Origin of the sequence: Marinobacter sp. 1_MG-2023, assembly GCF_030549045.1 — a bacterium.
Taxonomy (GTDB): domain Bacteria; phylum Pseudomonadota; class Gammaproteobacteria; order Pseudomonadales; family Oleiphilaceae; genus Marinobacter.
This window is the reverse complement of the sequence record NZ_JAUOST010000001.1, coordinates 528,826-551,098: the sequence shown is the minus strand read 5'-3', so window position 1 is coordinate 551,098 and position 22,273 is coordinate 528,826. Positions and strand designations below refer to the sequence as shown.

Annotated in this window: 16 protein-coding genes; 5 read left to right on the top strand and 11 right to left on the bottom strand. The window is 55.1% G+C overall.

Annotated elements, in window-relative coordinates; genetic code table 11:
- Window positions 1-38: 38 nt before the first annotated feature.
- The 3 genes from Q4606_RS02465 to astE all read left to right on the top strand — a co-directional run bounded on the left by Q4606_RS02465 (window position 39) and on the right by astE (window position 2,671).
- On the top strand, window positions 39-743 hold the full coding sequence (locus Q4606_RS02465; RefSeq protein WP_303606550.1) for an ABC transporter permease: 705 nt from the start codon (window positions 39-41) through the stop codon (window positions 741-743).
- Entirely contained in the window at window positions 743-1,471 is a 729-nt protein-coding gene (locus Q4606_RS02460; protein WP_303596765.1) for an ABC transporter permease, read from the top strand. The genes Q4606_RS02465 and Q4606_RS02460 overlap by 1 nt, the downstream gene beginning before the upstream one ends.
- A gap of 168 nt (window positions 1,472-1,639) precedes the next feature.
- A complete protein-coding gene (gene astE / locus Q4606_RS02455; RefSeq protein WP_303606549.1) occupies window positions 1,640-2,671 on the top strand; it encodes a succinylglutamate desuccinylase in 1,032 nt (343 codons plus the stop codon).
- Window positions 2,672-2,692: 21 nt separating this feature from the next.
- Here the strand turns inward: astE and Q4606_RS02450 are convergent, their stop codons facing one another.
- Both Q4606_RS02450 and Q4606_RS02445 read right to left on the bottom strand, forming a co-directional pair.
- Complete coding sequence (locus Q4606_RS02450) at window positions 2,693-5,719, bottom strand: efflux RND transporter permease subunit (RefSeq protein ID WP_303606548.1); 3,027 nt, start codon at window positions 5,717-5,719, stop codon at window positions 2,693-2,695.
- A complete protein-coding gene (locus Q4606_RS02445) occupies window positions 5,719-6,798 on the bottom strand; it encodes an efflux RND transporter periplasmic adaptor subunit (RefSeq protein WP_303596768.1) in 1,080 nt (359 codons plus the stop codon). The genes Q4606_RS02450 and Q4606_RS02445 overlap by 1 nt, the downstream gene beginning before the upstream one ends.
- Before the next feature lie 166 nt (window positions 6,799-6,964).
- Between Q4606_RS02445 and Q4606_RS02440 the strand changes: the two genes are divergently transcribed.
- Window positions 6,965-7,603, top strand: coding sequence for a TetR/AcrR family transcriptional regulator (locus Q4606_RS02440; protein WP_303596769.1), 639 nt, complete (start codon window positions 6,965-6,967; stop codon window positions 7,601-7,603).
- 18 nt (window positions 7,604-7,621) lie between these two features.
- On the opposite strand, the gene astB is transcribed toward Q4606_RS02440, so the two are convergent.
- The 6 genes from astB to Q4606_RS02410 form a co-directional block, all read right to left on the bottom strand.
- The gene (gene astB, locus Q4606_RS02435) at window positions 7,622-8,962 is read right to left on the bottom strand and encodes an N-succinylarginine dihydrolase (protein ID WP_303596770.1); all 1,341 of its coding nucleotides are present in this window, start codon (window positions 8,960-8,962) and stop codon (window positions 7,622-7,624) included.
- 50 nt (window positions 8,963-9,012) lie between these two features.
- The gene (gene astD / locus Q4606_RS02430) at window positions 9,013-10,491 is read right to left on the bottom strand and encodes a succinylglutamate-semialdehyde dehydrogenase (RefSeq protein WP_303606547.1); all 1,479 of its coding nucleotides are present in this window, start codon (window positions 10,489-10,491) and stop codon (window positions 9,013-9,015) included.
- A 36-nt stretch (window positions 10,492-10,527) separates the two neighbouring features.
- Window positions 10,528-11,592 (bottom strand): arginine N-succinyltransferase, encoded by a 1,065-nt coding sequence (gene astA, locus Q4606_RS02425; RefSeq protein WP_303606546.1) that lies wholly within the window; start codon window positions 11,590-11,592, stop codon window positions 10,528-10,530.
- A gap of 28 nt (window positions 11,593-11,620) precedes the next feature.
- The gene (locus Q4606_RS02420; RefSeq protein WP_303606545.1) at window positions 11,621-12,667 is read right to left on the bottom strand and encodes an arginine N-succinyltransferase; all 1,047 of its coding nucleotides are present in this window, start codon (window positions 12,665-12,667) and stop codon (window positions 11,621-11,623) included.
- 8 nt (window positions 12,668-12,675) lie between these two features.
- Entirely contained in the window at window positions 12,676-13,890 is a 1,215-nt protein-coding gene (locus tag Q4606_RS02415; protein WP_303606544.1) for an aspartate aminotransferase family protein, read from the bottom strand.
- Between the two features lie 99 nt (window positions 13,891-13,989).
- Window positions 13,990-15,441, bottom strand: coding sequence for an exonuclease domain-containing protein (locus Q4606_RS02410; RefSeq protein ID WP_303606543.1), 1,452 nt, complete (start codon window positions 15,439-15,441; stop codon window positions 13,990-13,992).
- A gap of 170 nt (window positions 15,442-15,611) precedes the next feature.
- On the opposite strand from Q4606_RS02410, the gene Q4606_RS02405 reads away from it, so the two are divergent.
- Complete coding sequence (locus tag Q4606_RS02405; protein ID WP_303596776.1) at window positions 15,612-16,742, top strand: DcaP family trimeric outer membrane transporter; 1,131 nt, start codon at window positions 15,612-15,614, stop codon at window positions 16,740-16,742.
- A gap of 64 nt (window positions 16,743-16,806) precedes the next feature.
- Here Q4606_RS02405 and Q4606_RS02400 read toward each other — a convergent pair whose 3' ends face one another.
- From Q4606_RS02400 to aceE, 3 genes are all read right to left on the bottom strand, one after another.
- Window positions 16,807-17,325: a DUF2478 domain-containing protein gene (locus tag Q4606_RS02400; RefSeq protein WP_303606542.1), complete on the bottom strand. Its 519-nt coding sequence runs from the start codon at window positions 17,323-17,325 to the stop codon at window positions 16,807-16,809.
- 169 nt (window positions 17,326-17,494) lie between these two features.
- On the bottom strand, window positions 17,495-19,192 hold the full coding sequence (gene aceF / locus Q4606_RS02395) for a dihydrolipoyllysine-residue acetyltransferase (protein ID WP_303606541.1): 1,698 nt from the start codon (window positions 19,190-19,192) through the stop codon (window positions 17,495-17,497).
- A gap of 10 nt (window positions 19,193-19,202) precedes the next feature.
- Window positions 19,203-21,872, bottom strand: a complete 2,670-nt coding sequence (aceE, locus tag Q4606_RS02390) for a pyruvate dehydrogenase (acetyl-transferring), homodimeric type (RefSeq protein WP_303596779.1) — start codon at window positions 21,870-21,872, stop codon at window positions 19,203-19,205.
- Between the last annotated feature and the right edge of the window lie 401 nt (window positions 21,873-22,273).

Sequence of the window (22,273 nt, the reverse complement as noted above, 5' to 3'; positions counted from 1 at the left end):
GAAGCCATAACGGCTTCCCCTGACTACCGGACATTCCCATGTTTGATCTGAAAGGCTATGGTCCGGCCCTGTTGAACGGGGCGGTTGTTACCATCGAACTCGCCTTCCTGTCTCTTGCCCTCGCATTAGCGCTCGGGCTGATTGGCGCGGCGGCAAAGCTGTCAAACAGCCGTATCGCTGTTGGAGCTGCCACCGCCTACACCACTCTGATTCGCGGTGTGCCAGACCTGGTAATGATGCTGTTGTTCTATTATGGCGGCCAGGTAGCCGTGAACATGCTCTCGGACTACGTATGGGAAGCTTACGAAATCGACTTTTTCTTTCAGTTCGATCCGTTCATTTCCGGTGTGGTCACAATCGGGCTGATTTTCGGCGCCTACATGACAGAAACCTTCCGTGGCGCTTTTCTGGCGGTAGAGACCGGCCAGATTGAGGCGGCCCGTGCTTATGGTTTCACCAGCTGGCATACCTTCCGCCGGGTGATGGTTCCACAGATGTTGCGCCATGCGCTGCCGGGCATAGGTAACAACTGGCAGGTGCTGCTTAAAACCACAGCACTGGTTTCCATCATTGGCCTTACGGATATGGTTCGTGTGGCCGAGGAAGCGGCGAAAGCAGAGCGCATGCCGTTTCACTTTTTTATTCCCGTGGCGTTTGTTTATCTCGCCCTCACGGCAGGCTCGGAGCTTTTCATTAAGTGGCTCGATAAACGAGCGAATGCCGGCGTGATTCAGGAGAATTAATGATGCCTCCCGACTTTCTCGCCGCCTGGCTCAACAAGAACGACATTTTTACTGCCATGACCATCATGGAATACTGGGATGGCGCGGTTACGACCGTTCAACTGGTATTCCTGAGTCTGATTATCGGGCTTGTATGTGCGGTTCCGCTGGCCATACTGCGCACAGTGAGAAATCCATTTATATCAGGCCCTGTGTGGCTCTATACCTATCTATTCCGTGGCACGCCGCTGCTGATTCAGCTCTATATCATTTACTATGGCGTAGCCCAGATTCCCGGCATTCAGGAGACTTTCTGGTGGGAGATTTTCCGGGAGCCTTTCTACCCTGCCCTGCTGGCGTTTACTCTGAACACTTGCGCCTACACCACTGAGATTATTCGTGGTGCGATTATTTCGACCCCTCACGGTGAGATTGAGGCGGCTAAAGCCTATGGCATGAACTGGTTTATGCGGATGCGGCGCATTGTTCTGCCAAGTGCAGCGCGGCGGGCGGTTCAGGCGTATTCCAATGAGGTTATTTTCATGCTGCACTCGAGTGCGATTGCGAGTGTGGTAACCATTGTGGATCTGACGGGTGCGGCGCGGAATATTTACTCGCGGTTCTATGCGCCGTTTGATGCGTTTATTTTTGTGGCACTTTGCTACATGGTGCTGACGTTTATTCTGGTGTTTGCGTTCCGCAAACTTGAAAATCATTTGTTGCGGCATCAGCGGCCTGTGGGTTCCTGATTTTTCATCGATTATCAAAATTCCACTTCTGTGCAAGGTCTGGCAGAGCATCACCTTCCGGGAGACGCTACGAGCACATCCATGTGGGCTTGACTGAAGCCATCCATGGCTTCAGACACTCCCGGAAGGTGATGCTCTGCCAGCCCCCAAACTTGCCTCGGGGATTCTATGGCTGCTTATCCGGAACTTTTTGAATCCAGTCCAGACTGGCTATCACATACCCTTATACACGCCACAGCTAACCTTCCAGAAATAAAAACCACGCTTCCTGATGGCACCTGTATCAACCGCAAAAGTGCTGGTGTTTTGCACCTCACTCCACCGGCCAATCGCACAAACCCGAACCAGGAAGCATTAATTGTTTCCGCTGGCATTCATGGCAATGAAACCGCACCTATTGAAGTTCTGAACGCGCTGGTTAGCGAACTGTTGAACGAGGAGTGGCAGTTGGCGTGCCCCCTGCTGCTGATTCTGGGGAACCCACCGGCGATGGTGGCAGGACAAAGGTTTCTGGAGGTAAATCTCAACCGCTTGTTCAACGGTGCTCATGCCTACCCGGAGTATGACGAGCTGTCGGAAGCAGCGCGGGCGCAGTTTCTTGAAGAGGCTTGTCGTCAGTTTGCCATGGTGCATCCGCAGGCCTTGTCCCATTACGACTTGCATACGGCCATAAGGCCATCCAGGCGGGAGAAGTTTGCACTGTATCCGTTTGTGGCAGGCCGGCAGGTGCCGGAGGCGCAGTGCGATTTTCTGCTGGAAGCTGAGGTGGAAACACTGTTGCTTCAGCACAAGGCGGGCACTACGTTTTCGTCGTTTTCATCTTCTGTGCTGGGCGCCGAGAGCTTTACCGTAGAACTGGGCAAGGTCAGGCCTTTTGGCGAGAATGAGCTCACGCGTTTCGCGGGAATCAAGAAGGCTTTGCGACGGCGTTTTCGTGGTGAGCCATGCCCGGAAAAACAACCGCAGCCGGAATGCTTAACAGTCTTTGAGGTGGTACATGAAATTCTGAATACCGGGAAAAACTTCCGGTTTCATATTCCGGATGATGTGGCGAACTTTACCGAATATCCGCCAGGCACCGTCATCTGGGAGGATGATATCACCCGTTATAAGGTAGAAGCTTCGCCTCAGGCAATTGTGTTTCCAAACCGGGATGTGCCGGTTGGTCAGCGGGTGGGCCTGATGATCAGGCCCCGGTAAACCCGCTGGCACAGGAGGCCTCTAGGCCGGAGCGTTTTCCGGTTCTGCAACTTTCACTGTAATCAACTGAGTGCAAACTGCCGGGATGACCAATAGAGTCAGTACCGTTGAAGCCAGAAGCCCTGAGATAATGGCCCAGGCCATGGGCGGCCAGAGTGTGGAGCTGGAGAACGCCAATGGCAGCAGGCCGGCTACGGTGGTTGCGGTGGTCAGCAGGATGGGGCGGGTTCTCTGGATAACAGCTTTGCGCATGGCTTCGTGGATGCTTTCACCATTTTCCAGCTCCCTGTCCATCACGTCGAGCAAAACTATGGCGTTATTCACCACAATGCCCACCAGGGCGATGACGCCAAGCAGCGACTGAAACCCGAAAGGCGATCCCGAAAGCACCAGCCCGGGAAATATGCCAACGGTGGCTAGCGGGACGGTCAACAGGATAATGCCCACGCGCCGGAACGAGTTGAACTGAAGCAACAGGAAGAAGAGCAGCAAGAGTACGCCGATTGGTGCGGCTGTTAAGAGCGCGCCGTTGGCATCACCAGAGCCTTCGGCATCACCGCCCATTTCCAGGCGCGTGCCATCAGGCAGGGGGTTGTCTGCCAATGCAAGTTGGAGCCCATCCAGCGCCTGGCTGAAGCTGTAGTCTGTCAACAGGTTAGACGTCACCGTATTGAGCCGGATGCCGTTTCGCAAATAGCGCGCCGCAGGCTCCCAGGTAGTTTCTACAGTGGCAACAGCGGAAAGCGGAACCGCTTGCCCAAGATCGTTGTAGATGTTCACCGAAAGCAGACGTTCCAGAGGCAAGGATGTGCCTTCCTGTGACCGCAGTACGAGCGGAATCGGGTCTTTTTCCTGCCGGTACCGTTCAGCGACAACGCCGAAGCTCTGGCCGTAAAGGCTCTGGGCCACATCGGCCCGGGTAAGCCCGTACCTTGCAGCGGTGGCATCGTCTACGTTGATCGCAATGCTCGGTACGCCAATGTCCAGATCGTGCCTCACATCCACGGTGCCCTCCACCTGGCGTAAAGCGCTGAACAACTGCTCTACAGCATGAGTGCGCTCCTGATCATCCGGGTGGTAAACGCGGACTTCCACCGGTGCGATGCTGGGTGGCCCCTGCCCGAGAACACCAACGCCTACATTCAGTTCGGGCATCTGCTCATTCACATGGGTTCGAATCCAGTGAATCATTTCAGTCGTGTCTTCCAGGGTCGGCGTTGTTACCACCAACCTGCCCCTGTTCGGCGCCTGGGGCGCACGCTGGAGATTGTAGTAGAACGAAGGGCCGGTATAGCCGACAAAACGATGAATTTGCAGCGCGTTCGGCCGTGTGCGTATAGCTTGTTCCAAATCCGCAGCGGCTTCAGCCGTGCGCGATTGTTCTGTGCCTTCAGGCATGAAGAGTTCAACGATCACCTGAGGCCGGTCGGCATTGGGGAAGAACTGCTGCGCCATAAACGGCGTCACGGCCAGGCTCATCACAACTAATAAGGTTCCGGCTGCGATCAGTCGGCGGGGGTGGCGGTAAACAAGACCACCGAGGAACCTGGCCAGACCCGTCAACCGGTCAGCCTCCGCATTGCGGCGAGGCTTCAGGAACCGGGCTGCCAGCAGGGGTACCACGGAAATCGCCAGTAAATAACTGACAGATAGAGTCAGCATGATCATTACCGGGACGCCCCGGGTAAAATCTGCCGCACCACCTTTGGCAAGCAAAAGAGGCGCAAAGGCTGCAAGTGTGGTGCCGGTGGAAGCGCCAAGCGGCCCGGCGAGTTCGCTAACAGCTTTGCGCAGGGCATCCAGGCGGCGCATACCCTCATCCAGATGCCCCTGAATGTTTTCTACAATCACTATGGCGTTATCGATCAGAATACCCAGAGAAATCACCATGCCGATAACCGCAATCTGATGCAGCACGCCGCCGCCAAGGTCGTAGAGGCCAACGCTTATCAAAGCCACCATCGGAAGAATGGAAGCCACCAGCAGACCCATTCGAATACCCATGCCGGTGAACACGACGGCCACAATAATCAACACGGACAGCACAAGGCTCAAGGCCAGATTATCCAGACGGTCCGAGACCTTATCAGGCTGAAAAAACATCTCACGGATTTCGTAGGGCTCGAAATCAGGGCGGATCTGCGTAACCCGCTCTCGCACACGCTCCCCAAAACGGATCGCGTCCGTAGTACCTTCTTCCATAATCAGCGACAGCAATACAACCCGCTCACCATCAAACCAGGTCTCCGGTTGTCTTGGTTCAGCAGGGCCGCGCCACACATCCGCGGCCGCCGCCAGCGGCACCTGGGAACCATCAGGTAGTTCAATGGGGGTTGCACGAATGGCATCAATGTCGGCAAATTCGGTGTTAGGAAGCACCGATAAACGGCGCCCGTCCACGACCACAAAACCGCCAGGGGTCGTCTGATTGCGCTGTGCGAGGGTTTGCAGAATTCGCGCCGGTGAAATGCCCAATCGATACAGTGCAGCATCATCCAGAGCCAAAGTAATCTGCTCGTCGGCATCCCCTTCCAGTTCAATGCGGGACACTCCGCTAAGGTCGGCGAGGTTTTGTTTAAGCCGCTCGGCCACATCCGACAGCTCACTAACCGAAGGTGCACCCCCAATCGCCAACACAATGGCCGGGTTGTCTATCAGCCGGTCATCCAGCGCCATCTGGCCAACGTCATCCGGGAAATCCTGCTTTGCACGTTCCATTGCTTGCCGGATCCGGTCCCAGGCCGGATCCGTGTCGTAGATATCATCATTGAGACGAATCCTTACCAGCGCCACCCCTGTGCGGGCTGTGCCTTGTGAGATATCGACTTCCTCGACCTGCCGAAGCTCATCAGTCAGCGGTCTTAGCACCAGCCGCTCAACCGCATCGGCACTGGCTCCGGGGTAGTTCACCGAGATCAGCCCGGCCCGATACGGAAATGAGGGGTCTTCCTGGCGCGGCATGGTGCTGTATGCCGCGATTCCCAACAGACAAAGCATGGTAACCACCATGCCCAATAATCGCTGGAAGTTGAGCAGCCGGCGCGTCATCAACGCACCTCCACGGCATCACCGTCTGCAAGGCGGGTTATACCCGCATAAACTACCTGGTCGCCTGGCTTCAACTCACCCGCACGCACTACAACGCGCTCGCCCACCACACGTTCAACCTGTATCGGCACGCGGCGGGCCACACCGTCTTGCACCCGGAATACCATCATGCCGTCCTCGCTGCGGACAACCGACAAAAGTGGAACGGTGATGGCGGATTCAGAATTCGGAGTGATGCCCACTTCAACTGGCTCCCCCGTATCCAACGAATTAATCGGTAGACTGATCAGAACCGGGTGCAGTTCGCCACGGATTGCACCGGCCTGGGCAATCTCAACAACAGAACCAACAACCGGAGCCTCACTGCGGTTCTGCACTGACCACACAGGTAGCTCCTGTTCCAGAGACACATGTCCAAGGAGGTATGCCGGCACCCGAACCTCAACCTCCTTGCCTTCAGGTGAGGACATGCGCACAACCGGTTGGCCAGCCGCTACAAATTCGTCCCTTTCGACCAACAGAGCTTCAACACGCCCGGCAAACGGTGCTCGCAAGGTGCTTTCTTGTAACAATTGAGTTGCCTCAGCAAGTGCAGCCTGAGCGGTGGCTACGCTGGCCCTCAAGGAATCCCGGCGAGCCGCAATCTGTTCAAGGTTTTGCTCGGAAACCACACCACGCTCGTGTAACCGGCTCGAACGCTCCCACTCACGCTTGGCCTGATCGTACCCGGTGTTCAGCTCTTCCAGCTTGGCTTTTGCTGAATCCCGCGCAGGTTCCAGCGCCGGGTTGTAGGCCCGGGCAAGCACATCGCCGGCAGCGACAGTCTGGCCCAACTCTACCTCACGCTCTTTCAGAGTGCCGCTAATCTGGAACGTAAGAGTTGCCCTTTGGGTTGACCGGACAATGCCGGAGAAACGCAGGGTTATGTCCTGGGCCTCACCTCCGGTAACTTCTGAAACACGCACCGACACCCGGTGCTCGTCAGGTAAATCCGGTGCATCAGCGGCATTACAACCCGAAAGTAAAAGACCGGAGGCAGCAAGAAAAATAAAGCCGAAAGAAATACGAATTGGTGTCATAAGGTGTCCTTTCTTCCCTGCTCATGTTGATGCCGATGCCGCTTGCTGCGGAAATCCAGTTTGTTGATCGCGACATAATGTCATTCTTTGACATTATGTCAATAATCAGTTTTCATTCATGCTCTACTGGCAACCGGCCGATAGAATGCCCCGACGAGAGAACCTGATGACTGAACCGCTGAAAACACGCCGCGAACGGGAGAAGCAAGCCCGCTACGACGCCATTCTGGACGCCGCAGAGCGGGCCTTTTCGGATAAGGGTTATGAGCGGACGTCCATGGATGACATTGCACGCACCGCCAGCCTGAGCCGGGCACTGCTCTATGTTTACTTCAAGGATAAGGCCGCCATTCAGCGCGGGATTATGCTGCGGGCCGGGCAGAGCCTGTCTGAACGCTTCCGGAACGCGAGACAGACCGCCGATACGGGGCTGGCACAAATACGAGCCATGGGAGAATCCTACTACCGTTTCTACCTGGACGAACCGGACTATTTTTCGGCGCTCACCAAAGCCTCAACCGCCATGGCTGAAGCAGACGAAGCCCAGGCCATGGAAATGCTCTGCTCGAAATCCGAGCTCATGGCGTTGATGATAGAGGCCATCGAGCTGGGGCTTGAAGACGGCACCATGAGCCGCCAGCGCATCCAGAATCCGGAGCAAACAGCGCTTTACCTGCGGGGCGCCCTGCACGGCACCATTCTGCTATGCCAGTCGGAAGCCAGCGAGAGCGATGGCAACTTCCCTGCTGAGAACCTGATCCGGCACACCATGGACATGCTCACTTCATCGATCGCCGTCTCCTGATGAGGCACTGAAAAACTTCTAAAGCTGGAAGTCGTAGATTGACCCCAGCCCCAGAATACCTGTCAGCTCATCCAGTGCTTTGCGCACCTCATCTAGCAGCATGGGATCCGCCAGATCTTCCCGCTCAAGTTGATCACGGTAGTGCGCTGCAACCCAGGTCGTCAGCCGTTCATAGAGATCGTCGGTCAAAATCACACCGCGATGCATGGCCTGCAATTCGTCGTCATTCAGAACCACACGTAAGCGCAGACACGCAGGACCGCCGCCGTTGCGCATGGATTGTTTCACATCAAACACTTCCACCGCCGTGATTGGCCCGCCCGCGGCCAGCAACCTATCCAGATACTGGCTGACAGTTCCGACCTCCCGGCATTCGCCCGGAACCGCAAGCAACATGCCGTCGGGCGTATTCAGCAGCTGGCTGTTGAACAGATACGAGGCTACTGCATCCTCCAATGGCACCTCCTCACTGCTCACCCGAACCGCTTCCAGATCTGCTCCAATGAGGCGTGCACGGATCTCTGATAACACTTGCTCTTCATGCAGGAATGCCATGTCGTGATAGAACAGGGTGTTGCCGTTGCCCACCGCAATAACGTCGTTATGAAATACGCCGGCGTCAATGGCTGCAGGGTTCTGCTGGGCAAACACCCGATTCGCATCTTTTAATCCATGCAGGCGAGCGACAGCCTGAGAGGCTTCGAGGGTCTGCCGGGCCGGGTATTTTTGCGGAGCCGGGGCCTGCTCATTAAAGGCCGCCTGGCCATACACGAACAGCTCCACCCCAGGCTCACCGTAACGCCCGCAAAGCCGGGTATGGTTGGCCGCACCCTCATCGCCAAAATGGCTGACCGACGGCAGTGCCGGATGATGGGCAAAATAGCCATCATCCGCGAAGATAGACTTCAGCATTCGACCGGTCACGCTATGCTCAATGGAGCGGTGGAACTTGGCGCTCAGGTTGGCAGGGGTGAAGTGTACCCGGTGATCGGTGGTATCGGCACTGGGTGAAATCGTAGCCGCATTGGCTGTCCACATTGACGATGCAGAAGATACGGCAGCCAGAATGGACGGGCTGGATTTTGCGGCCTGCTCCAGAATCTGTGCATCCGTGCCACTGAATCCGAGGGCTCTCAGCGATGGAATATGCGGACGTTCGTGGGGCGGCAGAATGCCCTGAACATATCCGCGGTCAGCCAGGCGCTTCATCTTTGCCAACCCTTGCAGCGCCGCCTCCCGGGGGTTGGACACCGCATTCACATTGGACTTGGACGCCACGTTACCCCAGGACAGCCCCGCGTAATTGTGGGTAGGGCCTACCAGGCCATCAAAATTTGCTTCTACCGCATGCTTTTTCATGATTTGAGATTCCGTCCGGATTCAGGGTACCAAGGCTCAGGAACTGCTATTCACGAATCAAAACTCAGGCCTGGCGACAGTTTTTCCGGCACCTCGCTTTTGCCTGCCTCAAGAGACGCCATGGGCCAGGCACAATAATCTGCAGCATAGTAAGCGCTGGCTCGGTGATTACCACTGGCCCCCACGCCACCAAAAGGTGCTGCACTGCTCGCTCCGGTCAATGGGCGATTCCAGTTGACGATACCGGCCCTGGCCTCCTCAACCAAACGTTCGTAGAGCTTACGGTCGTCGGTGAGGATGCCGGCGGAAAGTCCAAAACGAGTATTGTTGGCCAGTTCAAGGGCATCATCAAAGCTCTTGTACCTATAGACTGTTAACAACGGCCCGAAGAACTCTTCATCCGGCAACTCCAGCCCTGTTACATCCACAATGCCGGGCGAAAGAAGGCCAGTATCCGGTTGCACCTGCTTCATTTCCAGCAGGGACGTCCCACCTTTCTCCAACATATTGGCCTGGGCAGCCAGAAGCTTTTCCGCCGCTTGTACTGAAATAACCGAACCCATAAATGGTTGCGGGCTGGCATCAAATTCCCCCACCTGAATGCGGGCTGACACCGCCACCAGGCGATCCAGGAACTCATCGCCTTTTTTGCCTTTGGGCACCAGTAATCTGCGGGCACAGGTGCAACGCTGCCCGGCGGAGAGAAACGCCGACTGCAGGGCGTGATGCACCGCACCGTCAATATCGGAGGCATCCTGAACAATCAGTGGGTTGTTGCCGCCCATTTCCAGGGCAAGGATTTTCTCGGGCTGACCACCAAGCTGCTGGTGCAATAGGTGACCAACCGTCGAGCTTCCGGTAAAGAAGAGGCCATCAATCAAGGGGTGGCTGGCAAGTGACTTACCGGTATCGGCAGCCCCCTGAACCAGATTGATCACGCCATCGGGCAGCCCGGCTTTTTCCCAGAGTTTAATCGTTAGCTCCGCTACCCCGGGCGTCAGCTCACTGGGTTTGAAGACAACCGTATTGCCCGCCAGCAGAGCCGGCACAATGTGACCATTCGGGAGATGGCCCGGGAAGTTATAAGGACCAAAGACAGCAACCACTCCATGAGGGCGATGCCGCAGCACCGCGCGGCCACCAGCAACATCCGATTCGGATTGCCCGGTGCGGTCGTTGTAGGCTTTCACAGAGATTCCGACCTTGCCGATCATGGCCGCCACTTCCGTACGTGACTCCCACAGGGGCTTTCCTGTCTCCAGGCCGATCTGATGGGCCAGCTCTTCCTTGTTTGATTCCAGCAGTTCGGCAAAAGCCTCAATAACCGCCTGACGCTCAGCAAAACTCTTCCGGCGCCACTTCAGAAAAGCAGCCCGAGCACCGCGCACCGCTGCGTCTACATCCGCAAGGCTGCCACCAGTGCCTTCCCAGACCGCATTGCCGGTAACGGGCTGAACCGACTCAAATACTGGGCCATGGCCCTGAAGCCAAAGCCCGCCTATAAACAACTCGCCTGTCAGGTTTGTCATATCACTAAATCTCCCGTTACTGGAATTGCATAAATTTCAACCTGCCGGCTTCACCGTGGTTTTTGCTCTGTCCTTCAGAGGCGCCAGCCGCACCGGGTCACCCGATTCAATCTGCAAGGCTTCGGCAACATCGGGCGGCAGGCTAATGGTATCTACGCCAACGCAGCTGGCAGGCACAGTTGTTACCCGGAAATTACGGAACGAGCGATTGGACACCATTACCCGTTCCGCAGCTGGCACATCAAGGTTCACCGCTTTGCGGGTGACCATGGCGTGGCGGTTTCGGCTGTCGCGAATCGTGCGGATTGTATGCACAAACGCCTCTACCACGGGGCCACCATCAAAGATGTCCACCAGGCCGTTAAAGTTAAAGCCCTCTGCCTCCAGCATCTTCAGCGCCGGAGCCGTATTGCCATGGACCCTGCCAATAACCGCTCGCGCCGAATCCGGCAGCATAGGCAAATAGATGGGGAACTTGGGCATCAACTCAGCAATAAATGCTTTATTCCCAAGCCCGGAAAGCATATCCGCTTCCATAAATTCCATATCAAAAAACTTGCTGCCCAAAGCATCCCACAGGGGGCTAAGACCTTGCTCATCGGACACGCCGCGCATTTCAGCAAATACCTTTTCCGAAAAATGTTTGCGAAACTCATCCATATACATGAAACGACAACGTGATAGCAGCAAGCCGTTGCCACCACCCTGATAGTCGTCGGAGAGCAACAGCGAACATATCTCGCTGGTATCTGTCATATCGTTGGTGAGGTGCAGCGTTGGTGTACGCACGTGAACGCCCAACTCCTTAGAAGCGTTTACAGTAACGCTGAGCCGGTAGTTATAGAACACCTCATCCAGGCCGACCCGGGCCTGAATACCACTGATACCCACAGCTTTACCGGTTTCTGTATCTTCAAGGGCAAACAGGTACAGACCAGCTTCCGGGGCGCAACGCTGGTTAAAGGTTTCCCGGGCGAGGTTGATCTTGCGCTGTAAAAGGTCTCGATCAGCTGGCAGCGTAGTCAGCCCCTTACCAGCCTTCTGAGCCATAGCATAAAGATCATCAAGATCTGATTCCTGGAGCGGGCGGATCAACAGCATGCGGCAACCCTCGGGCGGTATATGCTCATCATAGCGGCGCTACCCTCACCTCATCACCGGCTGTTTTGCCCAGCAACTCCCATACGCTCACAGGCACCTTTACGGCTTCTCTGTCTCGAGTGCCACCAAGGACCTCGGTAGCCTTGGCCAGCGTGCAACGGAACCCGGCTCCCTCTCCTCCAGAAATCAGACAGACATCTCCGTCTTCCTCGCTGCTTCCATGCAAGATTTTCGGGTAACTGGTTACCAGCGTGTGCAAGGCATCTGTACGCGCTTCAAGTACTGGCCCGCCATCGAAAATATCCAGGTAACAGCCGGCCTGAAACCCTTCCCGTTGCAAGAGTTCAAGATTGGGCACAGTCAGGGCATGGGGTTGCCCAAGAGCCGACTGGGCGGCCTCGGACAGCAAGGTGACATACACAGGATTAGGAGGCATAAGTTCAGCAATAAAGGTTTTACTGAGCAGGCCGGAATACTGGTCGGCGGTTTCAAAATCCATATTGAAAAAGTGGCGCCCCAGACTGTCCCAGAAAGGAACACTGCCATCCGAAAGCTGCACCCCCTGAATCTCTACCGCGACTCTCGAAGCGAACCAATCCCGGTGCCCGGCAATAAAAAGTATCCTGGCCCTGGATAGCAACTCAAATGCTTCCGTGTTTCGCAGTTCGGGCGTGATGGAAAATGAGCAAAGCAGCGTATGGTCGGTCAGCGCATGGCTGGGATAGAGAACATCGACCCGGCTGGAGATACCGAGTTCGTGGGAAGCGTGTATGAGCGCATCGCGGCGGTAGTTATAGAACGGCTGACTGTTCCCCGCACAGGCATTGATGCCAGCGGTTCCATGTACTCTACCGGTAGAAGTGTTTTCAAGTACAAACAGAAACCGTTGTGGCCTGGCACCAGTGGTGGTTGGTTTGCCGTCCAGAGACGCAAGCGAGAGCTCTATTTTTTCCGCAAGAGCATCACGCTGCCGGGGCAGCGTGGATGAGAGGCGGGCGGTTTCTGAACCAGCCGCGCCAGCAACCTCCAATATCTGGCCAACGTCATCAGGTACTGCCGGACGTACCAGCCACATAAATGCTCCTACGCTGTAAGTTTCTTCACCGCCGCTTCAAATCGCTCAAGCGCTTCATCAATGTCGGCGTGGGGAATAATCAGCGAAGGCGCCAGCCTGATTACGTTAGCGCCGGCGATCAGAACCATCACACCTTCATCCAGGCCTGCGTTCAGGAACTCTTTCGCCTTGCCCTGCCACTTTTCGGTCAGCACGCAGCCCAGTAACAAGCCCGCTCCGCGGACCTCACTGAAGATCCCGTAGCGCTCACCGATATCCATCATACCTTTGCGCAGATGATCAGAGCGCGCCTTAACACCCTTCAGGATATCTGGCTGACTTACAGTATCCACCACCTTCTGGGCGACGGCACAAGCCAGAGCGTTCCCGCCGTAGGTGCTACCATGTGTACCTATTCCGAGGCTGGCAGCAACTTTGGCAGTAGTCAGCATGGCGGCGACCGGAAAGCCTCCGCCGAGCCCCTTGGCACTGGTGAGAATATCCGGCACAACGCCGTACATCTGATAAGCATAGAGATGACCGGTACGACCAACGCCTGACTGAACCTCATCAAAAATCAGCAGTGCGTCGTTGTCATCACAGAGCTGCCGCAGCCCTTCCAGGAATTCCGGATCCCCTGGTACTACACCACTCTCACCCTGGATAGGTTCAACAACTACGGCACAGGTCTTATCTTTTGAAATCAGCTTTCTTACCGACTCCAGATCATTGAAGTCCGCATGATGAATGCCACCCGGTGCCGGCTCAAATCCTTCAAGGTATTTGGGTTGTCCGCCCACGCTTACGGTGAACAGGGTCCGACCGTGAAACGCGTTTTTGAAAGAGATAATCTCATGTTTCTCCGGCCCGGAATGCTCCCAGCCATACCTGCGTGCAAGCTTGAACGCGGCCTCGTTGGCCTCACCGCCGGAATTCGCAAAAAACACCCTTTCGGCAAAAGTAAGATCACAGAGAGTTTTTGCCAGCCGCAAAGCCGGCTCATTCGTCATCACATTGGACAGGTGCCAGATTTTCTCTGACTGCTCCTGCAATGCTCCAACGAGACCGGGGTGTGAATGCCCAAGACAACTCACGGCAATGCCACCCTGGAGATCTATATACTCACGACCATCCTGATCCCATATTCGGGAACCCTCGCCTCGCACCGGTATGATCGAACCGGGGGCGTAGTTAGGTACCATGACTTCATCGAAAAGTTCGCGGCTGACAGGTTCTTTGTGCATAGATCTCTCTCAGAAAAGCAGTTAAGCCTGTAAAATAGTCGAGTTGCCGTTGTGGGCAAGTACGTAGGTGTTCGGATCAACCGCTTTATAGTACGCCACTCAGGGCATAAGAACATCCGGCTCCCCGACCGCAGGCAATTCGATAAGGGAATCTACCTTGGCATTCCGGCCCATCAATGCCTTGACCAGCAACTTGTAGGAGTCCAGATCAAAAGTTATAGACTGACCTCGCAGTGACAGATCGTGAAGCGATTGCTCATCATGCAAAGTAGCAACATGCATCCAGTTATAGACCACCAGAATATCCGGTTCCTCCCTTCCCTCTCTACGCTCCACAATCGCCACCGGCCCTTTCCACGGCCAGGTTCGCAAGCGCAGCTCGTGAAAGGCAATTTGCACCCTCAGGTTATAGCGAGCGACATCCTCAATGCCCTCACAGGCACCCTTGCACCGCCCCAGCGCCCTCTGGAAACATGCGCCTTCGCGCTCCGGTTCAAGCCCAAGCAACCGATTACACACCTCGTTCTTTGCCGCAATGCCGCTCAGCGCCCGCTCTGCATCCCGCTTGCTGCGAAACAGTCCATAATAGCTGGCAAGACGATGCGGCTCTATTTTCCTCACCAGCCGTGCCTGCAAATAACCGGAGTCGTTCGGCGTCAGCTCAATACTCACCAGACTTTTTGCCGCTCGGGAACGGCGGTTAAAAAGCGGGTTGAGCGCTTTTATTTCCCGAAGCTCCAACAACAAAGCCCCAAGCTCGCCGGCGGTTTCAGTACACTCCACCCGCCGCAGGCTTTCAGAGATACGCACGCCGCGGCTGGTGTTGTGGTCCCCGGAAAAGTGCGAGGCTACACGCTGAGCAATATTGGTACTCTTTCCTACATATAAGAGCACATCGTTTTCACCATAAAACCGGTACACACCAGGGGCCCGCGGTAAATCTTTCAAGGTATCGAGAGGCAAATGCGAAGGGAGGCTTGGTCGTTGCAGCAGTTCAGCAACAGCTTTCTCTATTTGCTCTTCCCCTTTGTCAGCCAGCGCATTTTCAAAGAACGCCAGCATTGCAGAAACATCTCCCATGGCTCTGTGGCGCCGCACCTGTTCCAGCCCGTGCCGTTCAATCAGCGCATCCATATTGTGCTTGCGAAACTCCGGATACAGCCGCCGGGATAGCTTCACGGTGCACAGCACTCGCGCAGAGAAAAGCCGCCCCAGCTTGCGAAACTCCGATTTGATAAACCCGTAATCGAAGCGCGCGTTATGGGCCACGAATACGGTATCGCGGAGTTGCTCTTCGAGCTCATCGGCTATGGTTTCAAACAATGGCGCGTCGGCCACCATGTCATTCGAGATACCTGTCAATTGCTCGATAAAGGGAGAGATGCGAGTACCCGGATTCAGCAGGGTTTGCCACTCGCCCACTGTCTCGCCCGCTCGCCATAAACGGATTCCGATTTCGGTAATCCTGTCATGGGACACATTCCCACCGGTAGTCTCAATATCGAGAAATGCGAATGTAATTTTACTCAGATCGCTATTTTTGAATGCCATAAACCAATGTTAATGCCCTTAATGAGGTGCAGATACCTGTATCAAAACAAAAAGCTTCCATAGACCTTTGTCTAAACCGGGTGCAAATTTATTTGAATTGTCATGCAATGGTAACTATCTTGTCCGTGGGTCCTACAAAAATAATTGTCCAATGTGTGGAGACAACAATAATGCAAAGCAACAAATTGAGAATGGCTATTCGTGCGACGGCAGCCGTAGCAGTGTTAAGTGTAGCCGGCCAGGCAAATGCCCTGAGCCTGAACGTTGGTGACGACGTTGAAGCCAGCCTTTACGGTTATGCGCGTCTGAACATGAGCTATGATCTAGACGGCGACCGTGCAGTATCCACCCGCGCAGGTTCCTTTTCCCCTTCCGCCAACGAAGACGCTGAAGGTCACTTCGGTGCCGATGTTCAGCAGAGCCGTCTGGGCGTGAAAGTTAAGCATAGCTCAGGTGTTGCGATTACCGTTGAAGGTGACTTCCGGGGTTCAGGCAACGGTGCCGGCAGCCTTCGTATGCGCCATGCATACGGCGAATACAATGGGTTCCTGGCCGGTCGTACATGGTCTAACTACCTGAGTTTCGTTGGCAACACTCCTACCTTGGACTTCGATAGCTTGGCAGGCACAGCTGGCAGCCAGGATCGTACCGAACAGATTCGTTATACCACCGGCGCCATGTCTTTCTCTTTGGAAGATCCTAGTTCGCAAGCAATTGTTGACGGCTCTGGCCGCACATCTTCACCTGCTTTCACTGCCCGACTTGAAGATTCTGCAGGTGCAGTCTCCTATTCTGGAGCGGTCATGGCCAGCCAAGTCACATCAGACGACGGCTCAACTGATGACAGCGCTATTGGGTACGGGGTTTTCGGTGCTATCAAGTTGAAGTTGAATGACATGTTCTCTGTTCAGGGCGCGCTCAATTACACCGATGGTGCAAGCGGTTACCTGTGGCGTTCGGGCAGCAACTACTACGGCGCCAGCGCCTACATGGATGGCAACAGCATTGAAACCATCGAAGGTTACGGTGGCTCAGTCGGCGTAAGCATGAAGCTTGGCGGCGGCCGCAGCATCAACCTGGGCTATGGCATGACAACGCTGGATCTGGATGATGCAATCGCTGCAAGCTCGCTAACAAACGGAGCTGCAGAGACCAACCAGAACGTTCTCCTCAACTACATGTGGACCCCAGTTCAAAACGTAATGATGGGTATCGAATACGGCTACCTTGATCAGGAAACCGTTGCTGGCGATTCTTCAGACGCAAACCGTCTGATGTTCGCAGCCCAGTACAGCTTCTAAACCCTCCGGTTTAGTCAGTACCCATACGCCCCGGTCTTCCGGGGCGTATTTGTTTCTGGCCTTGCTATCTCTTCAAAACCCCATCACACCACTGCTGCACAACCACTTCGGAAAACGGCAAATCAACTGCCTCCCCACCACTAAACTCATGCCATTGCTGCAGAAACTTGCGCTTTACCACGGTCAACACAGGGATGCCGGCATCAAGCAGCTGAAGGAACTCAGCACGACATCCTTTACCGCTTATTTCCTGCTGGCCAAAACGATTCACTATCGCCAGTTGGGGCGGCTGCTGAAGCAGTGCACGCAGCACGCCGGTCGCTTCGGCCAGCCCATAAGGATCCAGACAACAGGATTGCGATTCTTTGCCCAGGTTTTGCGCTATGGAATATTCCCGACCCGTTTCCAGGTCCTGAAGTGCCATAGGCTTGCGCCGCAAACCCTGCCCATTCAGCGCCATAGCCAGCCCGGCAACCCTGTCACCACGACCGTTCAGGTTCGCCGCAACCGTGTGTAAAAGCGCATCAACCGGCTGATCATCGCTGTCGTAGATAATGGCGGCAAGATTAAGCTCTGAACTCATACAAGCTCCCTACAGGAAAGCCCTGCTTACAATGGCAAAGAAAAGGGGCACAGATTTCTCTGTGCCCCTTAACGCTCTTTATGTTCGCCAAGTCTAGCCTATTTCAGGCGACTCCCGGTTGCGCTGGATCAGAAACTCCAGCCTGAACCGGGAGCGAACCTGGCAGCCATTACAGCAGGAGGGTACGAATATCCCCAAGCAACTGGCCAAGCAGAGACGTAAACCGCGCCGCATCTGCTCCGTTCACCGCACGGTGGTCGTAAGATAACGACAACGGCAACATCAGCCTTGGCTGGAATTCACTGCCATCCCACACCGGTTTCATTGCCGCTTTGGAAACACCAAGAATGGCCACTTCCGGCGCATTCACAATGGGCGTGAATGCTGTACCACCGATACCACCCAGACTTGTGATGGTAAAGCAGGCACCCTGCATTTCTGCCGGCTTCAGCTTCTTGTCGCGGGCTTTCTGGGCGAGCTCCGCACTCTCCGCAGCCAGCTCCCAAAGACCTTTCTTATCCACATCGCGAATAACCGGAACCATCAAACCGTTTGGTGTATCCACAGCAATACCAATGTGAATGTACTGCTTGCGGATAACCTCTTTGCGCTCCATATCCAACGACACATTAAACTGCGGCAGCTCGGCCAACGCAGTTGCGCAGGCTTTCAGCAGGAACGGCAAAGGCGTCATCTTCACGCCCTTCTTCTCACCCGCAGCTTTCTGCGACTTACGGAACGCCTCCATATCGGTGATGTCCGCATCTTCGAACTGGGTCACATGGGGTACGTTCAACCAGCTGCGCTGCATGTTAGCAGCGGTAACTGCCATCATCCGTGACATAGCTTCTTTCTGAATGTCACCAAACTGGCTGAAGTCCGGGAGTTTAACGCCCGGAATGCCCGAGCCGGTAGCTACAGAACTTCCTTGCTGCGCCTGTCGCAGCTGGCTCTTAACATAAGCCTGCACATCATCTTTCAGGATTCGCCCTTTAGGGCCAGCACCCTTGATGCGAGTCAGGTCTGCCCCCAGCTCCCGGGCCAGCTTGCGCACCGCAGGGCCGGCATGGACCTTGGCTCCCGGCGAGGGCGGTTCATAAACCGAGCCCTGCGACTGTGGTGCAGGCTCTTTGTCCTGCTCTTTGTCCTGCTCTTTCTCGTCAGCCTTGGCTTCAGGCTCTTCAGACTTACCGGAATCGGCCTCGGGCGCGTCGTCCTGTTCATCTTGCTCGTCGCCATCGTCGCCAGCAACGGTAAGCTCAAGAAGCTTATCGCCTTCTGACAGCTTGTCACCCTCGGCCACCAGGACCTTCACGACTTTGCCGCCGAAAGGTGATGGAATTTCCATGGACGCCTTATCCGATTCGACGGTTACCAGGGCGTCATCTGCCTCGATGGTATCGCCTTCAGACACGTTGATCTCGATAACCGGTACGTTTTCCATTCCATCAAGTGGCGGAACAAGCACAGTCTCCTTCCTGGAGCCCCCGGATTTCTTCTTGGGTGCCGGCTTGCTCTCCGTCTCATCTTCTTGCTTGCTCTCCGGTTTTTCCTCAGCTTTCGGCTCCGACTCGCTACCTGAGTCTTCAGTGCCACTGTCCTCTTTACCGGCATCTCCACCAGAATCGCCACTGGCCTCCATGGTACCCACAACGTCGCCTTCCTTGACCTTGTCACCCACCTTCACGGTGAGCTTGATGATCTTGCCGGCGCCAGGGGATGGCAACTCTACAGAGGCTTTGTCAGTTTCGACGGTCAGAATCGGGTCTTCTGCTTCAACCGAGTCGCCTTCGCTTACCAAAAGCTCAATAACCTCAACTTCGTCTGCCCCGCCAAGATCCGGGACCTTGATTTCCTGCTCGCTCATAGCGGTCTCCTTAGCGGTGCGCCGGGTTCGGTGTATTGCGATCGATTCCGTACTTGCGCATGGCTTCAAGAACCTGCTCGTGCTTGACCTCACCGTCTTTCGCCAGCGCAGATAATGCCGCTACGGCAACGTGGTAACGATCAACCTCAAAGAAATCACGCAGCTTTTCACGGGTATCACTGCGGCCAAAGCCATCCGTACCCAGAGTCAGGAAAGTTTTAGGAATAAACGCCCGCAACTGTTCGGAGTGCAGTTTGACGTAGTCGGTAGACGACACCACCGGGCCAGACTGATTTTCCAGGCACTGGGTGACATAAGCCTTGCGACCTTTATTATCATCTGGGTGCATCAGATTCCAGCGCTCTACATGCTGGCCGTCACGCGCCAGTTCGTTAAAGCTGGTAACACTCCATACATCGGAGCTGACTCCCCAATCATCCTTCAGCAGCTCAGCAGCAGCATTAACTTCGTTCATAATGGCGCCGGAGCCCAACAGCTGAACCCGCAGCTTGGTTTTACCTTTACCTTTGGCTTCAACCGAGCTGAACTTGTACATGCCTTTTATAATGCCTTCTTCGCACCCCTTAGGCATCGCAGGCTGAACGTAGTTCTCGTTTTCCATAGTGAGGTAGTAGTAGACGTTTTGGTTGTCTTCATACATTTCCTTCATGCCATGGTGGATGACCACCGCCATTTCGTAGGCATAGGCCGGGTCGTATGCTTTGCAGTTAGGAATAGTGTTGGCCAAGATATGGCTGTGCCCGTCCTGGTGCTGCAAGCCCTCACCGTTCAGCGTCGTGCGCCCGGCAGTACCGCCAATCAGAAAGCCGCGGGCCTGAATATCCCCAGCGGCCCATGCCAGGTCGCCGACACGCTGAAAGCCGAACATAGAGTAAAACGCATAGAAAGGAATCAGCGGGAAGTTGTTGGTGCTGTAGGATGTTGCAGCCGCCATCCAGGCCGCCATTGAGCCACCTTCGTTGATGCCCTCCTGCAGAATCTGGCCCTTCTTGTCTTCCCGGTAATACATGATCTGTTCGCGATCCTGCGGCACATACTTCTGCCCTTCTGAGGTATAGATACCCAGTTGGCGGAACATGCCTTCCATACCGAAGGTGCGGGCCTCGTCCGGAACAATCGGCACAACCCGCTTACCTACACGCTTGTCTTTGACCAGAGCACTCAGAATGCGCACGAATGCCATAGTGGTCGAGATTTCACGGTCGTTGGAGCCTTCCAGTACTTGCTTGAAGATATCCAGATCCGGAATCTGCAGCGGCTGGCTGTCTTTACGACGCTTGGGATAGAAGCCCCCCAGATCCTGCCGGCGCTTCTTCATGTACATCAGTTCCGGGCTATCCGGTGCCGGGCGATAATACGGGACGTCATCCAGCTCTTCGTCTTTTAGCGGAATCGCAAAACGATCGCGGAATGACTTCAGGGTTTCTGTGTCCAGTTTTTTCAGTGAGTGAGCCGTGTTGGTGGCTTCACCTGCCGCGCCAAAACCGTAGCCTTTGATGGTATGAGCGAGGATAACAGTTGGTCGGCCGTTCGCTTCGGTAGCTGCCTTTTTATAGGCCGCGTACACTTTATATGGGTCGTGGCCACCACGGTTGAGCTTATTGATATCCTCATCGGTCCAGTTTTCGACCAACTTGGCAAGTTTCGGGTACTTACCAAAGAACTGCTTTCTCGTTGCAGCCGGACCAGCGTTGGTGAAACTCTGCAATTCGCCGTCGACCACTTCGTCCATGGCACGCTGCATGGTGCCGTCTTCATCTTTCTCGAACAGCGGGTCCCACATACGACCCCAAACGACTTTGATTACGTTCCAGCCAGCACCGCGGAAAGAGCCTTCCAGCTCCTGGATGATTTTGCCATTACCGCGAACAGGGCCGTCCAGCCGCTGCAGGTTGCAGTTCACCACGAATACCAGGTTATCGAGTTTTTCCCGACCGGCCTTGGAGATGCAGCCAAGCGTTTCTGGCTCGTCGGTTTCACCGTCACCTACAAAACACCACACTTTGCGATTTTCCATCTCGACCAGCTCGCGGCTATCGAGGTACTTCATTATATGCGCCTGGTAAATGGCCTGGATCGGTCCGAGCCCCATGGACACAGTCGGGAACTGCCAGTAATCCGGCATCAGCCATGGGTGCGGATAGGAAGACAAACCGCCGCCATCGACTTCTTCGCGGTATTTATCTAGCTGGGACTCTTCAAACCTACCTTCCAGGTACGAGCGGGCATAAATGCCCGGCGCCGCATGGCCCTGGAAATACACCAGATCTGATTCGCGTTTTTCATCGCCGCCGTGGAAGAAGTAGTTGAAGCCCACGTCGTACAACGTAGCTGCTGATGAAAAAGTGGAAATATGGCCACCCAGATCACCAGGGCGCTTGTTGGCGCGCACAACCATGGCCATGGCATTCCAGCGGATCAAAGAACGAATACGGCGCTCCATGAACAAGTCACCCGGCATGCGAGCTTCCTGGGCCAAAGGAATGGTGTTACGGAATGGTGTGGTAATGGAATACGGCAGTTCGGTGCCGTCGCGGCTGGCGCGCTCTGACAAGCGCTCCAGAATGTATTTCGCACGGTCTACGCCTTCGTTTTCGATCAGTGACTCGAGCGCATCAAGCCATTCACCGGTTTCAATGGGATCATCATCCTGGTACATCAAACCTCCCCCTTCACATCAAAAAGTGCGCCGAGTGCCGCGACCGGCATCCGCGTTAGCGATATCAACGAGCTGCGGAAACACAGCTTCTTTTCTTTGAACAAACTGCCGGACGGTGTTCCGGCCAATGGAAAGCCTGCATCCGTAAAGCATAGAACAGCTTTTACTGCCCTGCCCCGCAGAATGGCGCGTTTCTGCACAACAAACAGCGGGAGGCAACATTTACTAACGGCTCCTCGTAGTATTTTTACTACGCATTACCCTAAAAATCTTACAAAACGGTGAAACCACCGGACAAACCACAAAGATAATTACGATTATTTACGTAATAATGCCTGTTTTCCGGTACTCAAACAACCAGGCTCCGACCAACGTCTTAGTCCCCAAAACACTGCTTTTTT

Excerpts from the sequence above, each read along its gene's own strand:
- Q4606_RS02465 (WP_303606550.1), top strand. The coding sequence starts at position 39 with ATGTTTGATCTGAAAGGCTATGGTCCGGCCCTGTTGAACGGGGCGGTT.
- Q4606_RS02460 (WP_303596765.1), top strand. The coding sequence starts at position 743 with ATGATGCCTCCCGACTTTCTCGCCGCCTGGCTCAACAAGAACGACATT.
- astE (WP_303606549.1), top strand. The coding sequence starts at position 1,640 with ATGGCTGCTTATCCGGAACTTTTTGAATCCAGTCCAGACTGGCTATCA.
- Q4606_RS02450 (WP_303606548.1), bottom strand. The coding sequence starts at position 5,719 with ATGACGCGCCGGCTGCTCAACTTCCAGCGATTATTGGGCATGGTGGTT.
- Q4606_RS02445 (WP_303596768.1), bottom strand. The coding sequence starts at position 6,798 with ATGACACCAATTCGTATTTCTTTCGGCTTTATTTTTCTTGCTGCCTCC.
- Q4606_RS02440 (WP_303596769.1), top strand. The coding sequence starts at position 6,965 with ATGACTGAACCGCTGAAAACACGCCGCGAACGGGAGAAGCAAGCCCGC.
- astB (WP_303596770.1), bottom strand. The coding sequence starts at position 8,962 with ATGAAAAAGCATGCGGTAGAAGCAAATTTTGATGGCCTGGTAGGCCCT.
- astD (WP_303606547.1), bottom strand. The coding sequence starts at position 10,491 with ATGACAAACCTGACAGGCGAGTTGTTTATAGGCGGGCTTTGGCTTCAG.
- astA (WP_303606546.1), bottom strand. The coding sequence starts at position 11,592 with ATGCTGTTGATCCGCCCGCTCCAGGAATCAGATCTTGATGATCTTTAT.
- Q4606_RS02420 (WP_303606545.1), bottom strand. The coding sequence starts at position 12,667 with ATGTGGCTGGTACGTCCGGCAGTACCTGATGACGTTGGCCAGATATTG.
- Q4606_RS02415 (WP_303606544.1), bottom strand. The coding sequence starts at position 13,890 with ATGCACAAAGAACCTGTCAGCCGCGAACTTTTCGATGAAGTCATGGTA.
- Q4606_RS02410 (WP_303606543.1), bottom strand. The coding sequence starts at position 15,441 with ATGGCATTCAAAAATAGCGATCTGAGTAAAATTACATTCGCATTTCTC.
- Q4606_RS02405 (WP_303596776.1), top strand. The coding sequence starts at position 15,612 with ATGCAAAGCAACAAATTGAGAATGGCTATTCGTGCGACGGCAGCCGTA.
- Q4606_RS02400 (WP_303606542.1), bottom strand. The coding sequence starts at position 17,325 with ATGAGTTCAGAGCTTAATCTTGCCGCCATTATCTACGACAGCGATGAT.
- aceF (WP_303606541.1), bottom strand. The coding sequence starts at position 19,192 with ATGAGCGAGCAGGAAATCAAGGTCCCGGATCTTGGCGGGGCAGACGAA.
- aceE (WP_303596779.1), bottom strand. The coding sequence starts at position 21,872 with ATGTACCAGGATGATGATCCCATTGAAACCGGTGAATGGCTTGATGCG.